Here is a 6,856-nt window from a genome sequence, read left to right as displayed (position 1 = left end):
CGCCAACCGCATCGAGGGGCTGCTGAAGAACTACGACTTTGCCGACGACTCGTCGCTGTCCTACTTCCGCAACCGGCTGCGCGAGGCGCCCAAGGACGTGGCCTTCGGGCTGAAATGGGTGCTCGACCACGCCGACACGCAGGAAAAGCAGGACGCCGCCGCCAAGGCGCTGATCTTCAAGACCGACGTGCTCTGGTCACAGCTCGACGCGCTCTGGGGCGCCTATGTCGAACCCGCCCGGGTGCCCCCCGGCGCATGGCTGCCCGGCGAGGGCCTGGCGGACGCGCGGGCGGCATGATGCAGCCCTCGGACATCCCCAGCCTGCCGCGCGGCGTGCGGCTGCACCACGACCGGGTGCGCGGCAGTTGGCTGCTGGCGCCCGAGCGCGCGGTGATGCTCGACGCAACTGCCCACGCGATCCTGTCCCGAGTCGACGGCCAGCGCAGCTTCGGCGAGATCACCGCCGAGCTTGCCGAGGCCTATGACGCCCCGCCCGAGGCCATCGCGGGCGATGCGGCGGGCTTACTCGGCGCGCTACGCGACCGCCGTTTCCTGGAGCTTGCGTGATGGCTCGGATCCGATCTTCAGGACATGCTACTCATGAAGTCATATCCAGCAATACTAAGGACATGTCGGGCGAACTTCTCGCTTTTCCGAAGACCGGAAATGCGCCATTCCGCGTCGCCGCACCTGGAGCGATCAGCCGATGACCGTCGCCCGTCCGCCCATCGCGATGCTGGCCGAGCTGACCCATCGCTGTCCGCTCTCCTGTCCCTATTGCTCGAACCCCGTCGACATGGCGCTCAAAGATAGCGAGCTATCCACTGATGCGTGGAAGGACGTCTTCGTCCAGGCGGCTGACATCGGCGTGCTGCAGCTTCACCTCTCAGGGGGCGAGCCGGCGACGAGGCGCGACCTCGAAGAGCTCGTCGCCGCGGCGCGCGAGGCCGGGCTCTACACCAACCTCATCACCTCCGGCATCGGGCTGACCGAGCGCCGGCTCGAGGCGCTGGACCGCGCCGGGCTCGACCACATCCAGCTCAGCCTGCAGGGCACCACGCCTGAAATGGCCGACGAAATCGGCGGCTACCGCGGCGGTTACGACCGCAAGATGCAGGTCGCCGCGTGGATCGGGCAGATTGGCTTCCCGTTGACCCTCAACGCCGTGCTGCATCGCCGCAACCTGCACCAGCTGCCCCGGGCGCTGGAGATGGCGGTGGAGATGGGCGCGCGCCGCATCGAGGTCGCGACCGTGCAGTTCCATGGCTGGGCGCTGCAGAACCGCGACGCGCTGATGCCGACACGCGAGCAGGCCGAGGAAGCGACCCGCATCGTGACCGAGGCCCGCACGCGACTGAAGGGCACGCTGGTCATCGATTACGTGCCCGCGGACTATCACTCGGACTATCCCAAGCGCTGCAGGTCCTGCCCTGCCACGCGGCGCAGAGCATCCCGCACCTGCGCTTCGACACAGTGGGCGACCGGCCGCTTGCCGAGATCTGGCAGCACAGCGACGCGTTCAACGCCTATCGCGGCACCGACTGGATGCCCGAGCCCTGCGCCTCGTGCGAGCGCAAGACCGTCGATTTCGGCGGCTGCCGCTGTCAGGCGATGGCGCTGGCAGGCGATCCCTCGGCGACCGATCCGGTCTGCGTGAAATCCCCGCACCACGTCGACCTGCAGGCCCGTGCAGCGGCCCATGCCGCTGCCGAGGCGCCGCTGGTCTATCGCGGCCAGCCGGGACGCACCGTGTTCGAACCGGTCGGGGAATAGGCACAAATTTCCAATAATTTGCGCCTCATTCTTCACAGATTTCCGGCCGCGTGCACACGCCTCTCCGCTATCCCGGCCTAGCGCCGCGTACCCCGGAAAGGTCCCGGTAGCGCTCGAGGCTGCCCTCGAGATGAACCTACATCGCATGCTGCGCGGCAACGGAATCTCCGAGCAGGATCGCGTCGATGATGAGGTCGTAGTCCTTCACCAGGTCGGGGTTAGGCACATGGGCGCGCGGCGGCCCGCTGCGCGCCTCGAGCTTGATGTTCTAAACCAGCCCAGATCGGATTAGTGAAAGGAATACCGAAAAACGCATGCTCTATGAGGCTAACGAGTTGATATAGTGAAAGGTGTTAGCCGCCCCATGGGTCGAGACGCCGGTGTCGAAACACTTCGCCACCTCCTCGTGCGCCCGGTCGATCCGCGCTTCGCGCACCACGGTCCGGCGGCCCGAATGGCGCCGCGTGAGCTCGAATTCGCTGGGCAGCCGGTCTCCGGGCGCAAAGCTCCCTGCCTCGATGCCGCGCGCAGTTCGTCGGCGATCGCCGCCGCCCGGGTCAGCGCCGGGCTGAGCCCCGGCGTGCCGGCTGAAGTCGTCTCCGCCACGAAACCTGTCCTCCTGCTGTTGCACAGATTTCAGGAATAGCGGAAACCACGGCCCTCCCCGCCCAACCCCGCCAGCACCGGGCAAGCCGACAGCATCGCGGGCCGAGGCTGTCGGCTTGCCCGTTGCCCGTCACCAAGAATTTGCAAGACATCCTGTCATACAGATCATGACGGCCGGCCGGTGCGTGACGCCCACCGGGAGGAAGGATCAGGACCGTGATCATCACCGATGTCTCTGCGCGCGTCTTCAAGCACAAGACACGACGCCATTCCGACCGCGCCGACCATGCGCATCCGGTCCCCAAGCATGAGGTCCTGCTACTAGCTGATCGGCTGCCACCGCGACAAGGCGCTGGCCTATGGCGCGACCATGTGCGGCGATGAACTTGAAGGTGGGCTCGCACCGACCTGAAATTAAGGGTATTTCTACTATACGCTCGTGGACGATCCGGAAGGGCGCGGGTGCGATCGGCATCCGCACCCTTTTTGGCGACTAGTCTGTGTGTTGCGGGGTGAAGCTCACGCTGCGAGGAACGCCCTGCTCAGACTGCCCGCTCGTATTCGAGGCTGGCGGCGATCAACTCCTGCGCATAGGGCTCGGTGGCGCCGTCGGCATTGATCAACTCACGCGGGCCGTCGCCAAGAAAATTGAAAGCTAGGCTTACGCAGAGGATGCCGAGGCCGGAGAAGGTCACCAGCTATCGATCATGTAGCGCCGGCCGGTGGCGATCATCGTGCCCTATTCCGGCAACGGCGGCAGCGCCCCGAGGCCGGGAAATCCGCGCCCGGCGGCGGTCAGGATCACCGTCGCCATGTTCAGCGTCAGCCGTATCAATACCGAGGGCAGGCACATCGGCACGATGGAGCGCCAGATGATCCGAGCGGGCGAGGCCCACTGCAGCCGCGAGGCTGCGATGTGGTCCGCCTGCCGGAAGGTCATAGTCTCGGCCCGCGCCAGACGCGCTATCGGCGGCCATGCGGTGAGAGAGATGGCGATGATCGCGGTGTTGAGGCTCGGTCCCAGCGCCGCCAGGAAGGCCAGCGACAGGATCAGCGAGGGGAAGGACAGGACGATGTCAGTGATGCGCATCAGAAACGTGTCCACGCGCCCGTCGAAATAGCCCGCAACGGTACCGAGCAAGTGCCCGATGGGCCACACCACGATGGTCACGAGGAACATGATCGTCAGCGCGATCCGCGCGCCGTGCACGAGCCGCGAGACGATCTCCCGACCAAGCTCGTCGGTCCCGAAAAAATGCGTCCAGGAAGCCGGTTACATGGTTTTCTGCAAGTCCTGCAGGAACGGGCAATGAGTGGACATCAGCGGCACGAAAACGCCACGAGGATCGAGGCTCCCTGTCCGGCACGGCCATTCAGGCGGCGCCTGTAGAGCCGCATGCCCCCCGGTGGCCACCGGGGCTACCCTATTCAGTCGGACACATATAAACACTTGTTATACATTTTTCATTTTTCAGGCGCCGGTCCCCGCGCGTCGGATCGTCTTGGGCCGAGCCCGCAGGGACGACTGCGGCTGCGCATCTCTAGGACAAGCAAGGCGCAACATCTCATACTTAACGCCGCAGGCTTGTATGAGGATTTTGCAGACCAACCAAGGACATGCCAGCCAGATCGCGCCGCGCAGACCGTCCCGGGGCGGGCCGCACACTGGTCGAGACCGTGCGCGATGCGCTGCGTGAACAGATCGCCGCGGGGGCCTATCCGCCCGGCAGCCGTCTGCCCAGCGAGGCCCAGATGACAAAGGAGTTCGGCGTCAGCGGACGGTGATCCGCGAGGCCGTGGCCTCTCTCCGCGCCGACGGGCTGGTGGCGCCGCGTCAGGGAGCGGGCGTTTTCGTGCCCGCGCCGCCCGCCCCGGTCGAGCTGCCCTTCCAGAACATCGACTTCGTGCGAGTCTCGTCGATGATCGAACTGCTCGAGCTGCGCACCGCCGTCGCGGCCGAGGCCGCGGCGCTGGCCCGCGCAGCGCCGCTCGCCCGCGCAGGAGGAAAAGCTCATCGGCTGCCTGCGCGATGTCGATCGTGCCGCCGCCGCCGGCGAGCCTACGATGGAGGCGGATTTCGCCCCGCACCTCGCCATCGCCGAAGCCACCAACAACCCGCGGTTTGGCGATTTCCTGGCGATGATCGGCTCGAATCTCATCCCCCGGAAGGCTCTGTCCGACAGCAGCAGTGAACCTGCCCCGAAGGAATACCTCGATGTCATTCGGGGCGAGCACGAGGTCATCGTGAACGCCCTCCTCGACGGCGACGAGGAGGCTGCGCGCGACGCCATGCGCCATCATTTCAAGAGCAGCCAGGCGCGCTATCGCGCACTGCTGCGGGCCGGCAAGGCCGAGAGGCCCTGAGCGCAACCGATCCCGAAAAGAGAGATCCCATGACCGATGCCATCCGGCAGTTTCCCGCCGTCTCGCCCGATGCCGGCGTCATCCGACAGGTGCTGGCCGATGCCCCCGGGCTTATGGGGTGTCCTTCAGCTTCGAAGAAGGCGCGCAAGGCGCCCTGCACAGCCATCCCCACGTGCAATCCACCTTCGTCGAGAGCGGCCGGTTCCGCTTTCACCTCGACGGCGGGGCGTTCGAAGTCGTCCCCGGCGACGGCTTCGTGATTCCCTCGAACGCCACCCACGCCTGCATCTGCCTCGCGCCGGGACGGCTTTTGGACTGCTTCACCCCGCGTCGGGACGACTTCCTGCAAGCGCGGCCTCCCGCTCGGGCTCGTCCATCGCCATCAGCTGAACATCGCGTGAACGCGCGAAGCGGCGCAGGTGATCGCGCGGGCTGAACCCAACCACCCGCTTGAAACAGCGTGAGAAATAGTTGGGGCGGCTTGCCCGACCTCTGCTGCCGCCGCGGCGACGCCAACACCACCACGCTTGAAGAAGCCGGCGAGGGCAACGTCAACCTCTCCGAAAAGCAGGACTGGGCGCAGGGCAAGATCTCCGGCTCCTACGAATGGCACACCACCTATTTCATGTGTTCCGACCCGCTGAACAATGGCGAGATGCTCGACAGCACGCCGCCCATCCGCTTCGAGGCCGTGCTCACCGACAGCGCCTGTCGCAAGCCCTTGATGCTGCGCGTCACCTCGAAGCGCTCCAAGCAGCCTGAGGCCGCGGCGCAGATCGTCAACTGCACCCTGACCAAGCCCTCGGGCATCGACGCGCTCAGAGACACTCGCGGCCTGCCCACCGAAAAGTGCGCCGCCGACCGGCTGATCGACGCGGGGCTGATCAAGCCCGAGATCGTCAGGGCGCATGAGCCCCCCATGCAGGCCAGTGGCCCCGCGATCTCGCCCTTCAAAGAGCCCCCGGAGCTGCGCGTCGCGTTCATGGACGCGCTAGAGGAGTAGTTCTACGAGATGATCGGCGCCGAGGACGCCGCTGGGGCCATCATCGACGTCACCAACAACGTGCTCGAGGCTTTCGACAGCTGACACCCCGCCGTCAGCTCCGGTCCCGCCCCGGGGATGCCCGTTTCGCAACCAGAGGTTCGATCCATGTCCAGGCGCCATCTTGCCGCGCGCTCCGCGCGGTCGGTCGCCCTGTGCCTGCCGCAGCCCGGCGCGCTGCAGCCTCTCGGCCACCCTGCCGTGGCAGCTCCGCCGTGACGGCGCGATGATGGCCGAGGGCGCGGCCGACCGCGTCGTACTGCCGCTGCACGATCTCGCGCCCGCCCCCCCGCTACGTCTTCGAGTCGGAGGGCTTCGCGCCCTTCGCCTTCGACACGGCCGCCTGCGCCGGGCTCATCGACATCCGAGAGGTCGGCGTCATGCAGGGCGACGCCCCCGGGGCCGCGTTGGCGAACTCCAGCGCATTGGCCGGCGCAATTGCTGCAGTGCCGCATAATGGCACTGTGCAGGTGCCCGCCGGGCGCTATCTGTCCCTCCCGGTGGCAATGCGCGGGTCCATGACCCTGCTACTCGCCCCCCGGTGCCGTGTTTGCGGCGCCGCGGTCGCGGGCGGGTTGGCCCACCCTCCCCGCCCGCGACAACGATGGCCGGATGTCGGGCGCTTGGGAGGGCCTCCCCGAAACCTGTTTCGCCGCGCCGCTCACGCGATCGTCGCCAGGCAGCCCATCCGCCATTGCCTGATGGAGCGTTGCCACGGCGGCGTGGTGATCGGCTCTGTGATGTCCGGCGGCATCACCGACGTGACCGTCGAGCACTGCCACATGGCCGGCACCGGCGGTCTGGACGCGCGCGGTGGACTGGCTCGCGAGGGCGTAGACCCGGCTCACGCGGATCTGCCACGTGGCGGGGCTTGGCCGCATCGAAGGCAACTATCGCGACGGCAGGCCGGGCTCCTACCTGACCGAGGACATCGTCGCGGACGATTCCCAGGGCGTCGGCCGGCTGATGATTACGGGCGCAGCCGCCCATCTGCGCGATGCAGGCGAGCAGGCTGGCGTTGTCGGTGCCATGGGCATTGCCCTGCGTGATCACCACGCGATCGATGCCGAG

8 protein-coding genes and 4 pseudogenes are annotated in these 6,856 nt (G+C 66.9%); 9 read left to right on the top strand and 3 right to left on the bottom strand.

Features of this window, described 5'->3' with window-relative positions:
• The 4 genes and pseudogenes from HC022_RS15975 to HC022_RS29220 form a co-directional block, all read left to right on the top strand.
• Nucleotides 1–298 (top strand): annotated as a pseudogene (locus HC022_RS15975) (pyrroloquinoline quinone biosynthesis protein C); the annotation flags it as partial.
• Nucleotides 295–567, top strand: a complete 273-nt coding sequence (gene pqqD, locus HC022_RS15970; protein ID WP_167453095.1) for a pyrroloquinoline quinone biosynthesis peptide chaperone PqqD — start codon at nucleotides 295–297, stop codon at nucleotides 565–567. The pseudogene HC022_RS15975 and the gene pqqD, both read left to right, overlap by 4 nt.
• Nucleotides 568–706: 139 nt before the next feature.
• Nucleotides 707–1,773: pseudogene (pqqE, locus tag HC022_RS15965) on the top strand (pyrroloquinoline quinone biosynthesis protein PqqE).
• A gap of 364 nt (nucleotides 1,774–2,137) precedes the next feature.
• Nucleotides 2,138–2,419, top strand: coding sequence for a hypothetical protein (locus HC022_RS29220; RefSeq protein WP_254885117.1), 282 nt, complete (start codon nucleotides 2,138–2,140; stop codon nucleotides 2,417–2,419).
• Between the two features lie 502 nt (nucleotides 2,420–2,921).
• On the opposite strand, the gene HC022_RS29215 is transcribed toward HC022_RS29220, so the two are convergent.
• Nucleotides 2,922–3,074: a hypothetical protein gene (locus HC022_RS29215; RefSeq protein WP_254885116.1), complete on the bottom strand. Its 153-nt coding sequence runs from the start codon at nucleotides 3,072–3,074 to the stop codon at nucleotides 2,922–2,924.
• A gap of 44 nt (nucleotides 3,075–3,118) precedes the next feature.
• Nucleotides 3,119–3,589, bottom strand: a complete 471-nt coding sequence (locus tag HC022_RS29210; RefSeq protein WP_167453094.1) for an ABC transporter permease — start codon at nucleotides 3,587–3,589, stop codon at nucleotides 3,119–3,121.
• A 407-nt stretch (nucleotides 3,590–3,996) separates the two neighbouring features.
• Here HC022_RS29210 and HC022_RS29205 point away from each other — a divergent pair, with 407 nt between their 5' ends.
• Nucleotides 3,997–4,164 carry a GntR family transcriptional regulator gene (locus HC022_RS29205; protein ID WP_254885115.1) on the top strand — a complete coding sequence of 56 codons (168 nt, stop codon included), beginning with the start codon at nucleotides 3,997–3,999 and terminating at the stop codon, nucleotides 4,162–4,164.
• Here the strand turns inward: HC022_RS29205 and HC022_RS29200 are convergent.
• A complete protein-coding gene (locus HC022_RS29200) occupies nucleotides 4,095–4,394 on the bottom strand; it encodes a hypothetical protein (RefSeq protein WP_254885120.1) in 300 nt (99 codons plus the stop codon). The two genes, HC022_RS29205 and HC022_RS29200, sit on opposite strands and share 70 nt — an antisense overlap.
• On the opposite strand from HC022_RS29200, the gene HC022_RS29195 reads away from it, so the two are divergent.
• The 4 genes and pseudogenes from HC022_RS29195 to HC022_RS29690 form a co-directional block, all read left to right on the top strand.
• Complete coding sequence (locus HC022_RS29195; RefSeq protein ID WP_368484678.1) at nucleotides 4,393–4,743, top strand: FadR/GntR family transcriptional regulator; 351 nt, start codon at nucleotides 4,393–4,395, stop codon at nucleotides 4,741–4,743. The two genes, HC022_RS29200 and HC022_RS29195, sit on opposite strands and share 2 nt — an antisense overlap.
• Nucleotides 4,744–4,772: 29 nt before the next feature.
• Nucleotides 4,773–5,089: pseudogene (locus HC022_RS15930) on the top strand (cupin domain-containing protein); the annotation flags it as partial.
• Nucleotides 5,090–5,224: 135 nt separating this feature from the next.
• Complete coding sequence (locus HC022_RS15925) at nucleotides 5,225–5,746, top strand: hypothetical protein (RefSeq protein WP_167453093.1); 522 nt, start codon at nucleotides 5,225–5,227, stop codon at nucleotides 5,744–5,746.
• Between the two features lie 900 nt (nucleotides 5,747–6,646).
• Nucleotides 6,647–6,856 (top strand): annotated as a pseudogene (locus tag HC022_RS29690) (hypothetical protein); the annotation flags it as partial.

It is taken from the genome of Salipiger sp. HF18 (assembly GCF_011806505.1).
GTDB classification, from domain to species: domain Bacteria; phylum Pseudomonadota; class Alphaproteobacteria; order Rhodobacterales; family Rhodobacteraceae; genus Salipiger; species Salipiger thiooxidans.
This window is presented reverse-complemented; position numbering and strand designations above follow the sequence as displayed.

Excerpts from the sequence above, each read along its gene's own strand:
- HC022_RS29200 (WP_254885120.1), bottom strand. The coding sequence starts at position 4,394 with ATGAGCTTTTCCTCCTGCGCGGGCGAGCGGCGCTGCGCGGGCCAGCGC.
- pqqD (WP_167453095.1), top strand. The coding sequence starts at position 295 with ATGATGCAGCCCTCGGACATCCCCAGCCTGCCGCGCGGCGTGCGGCTG.
- HC022_RS29205 (WP_254885115.1), top strand. The coding sequence starts at position 3,997 with ATGCCAGCCAGATCGCGCCGCGCAGACCGTCCCGGGGCGGGCCGCACA.
- HC022_RS29220 (WP_254885117.1), top strand. The coding sequence starts at position 2,138 with ATGGGTCGAGACGCCGGTGTCGAAACACTTCGCCACCTCCTCGTGCGC.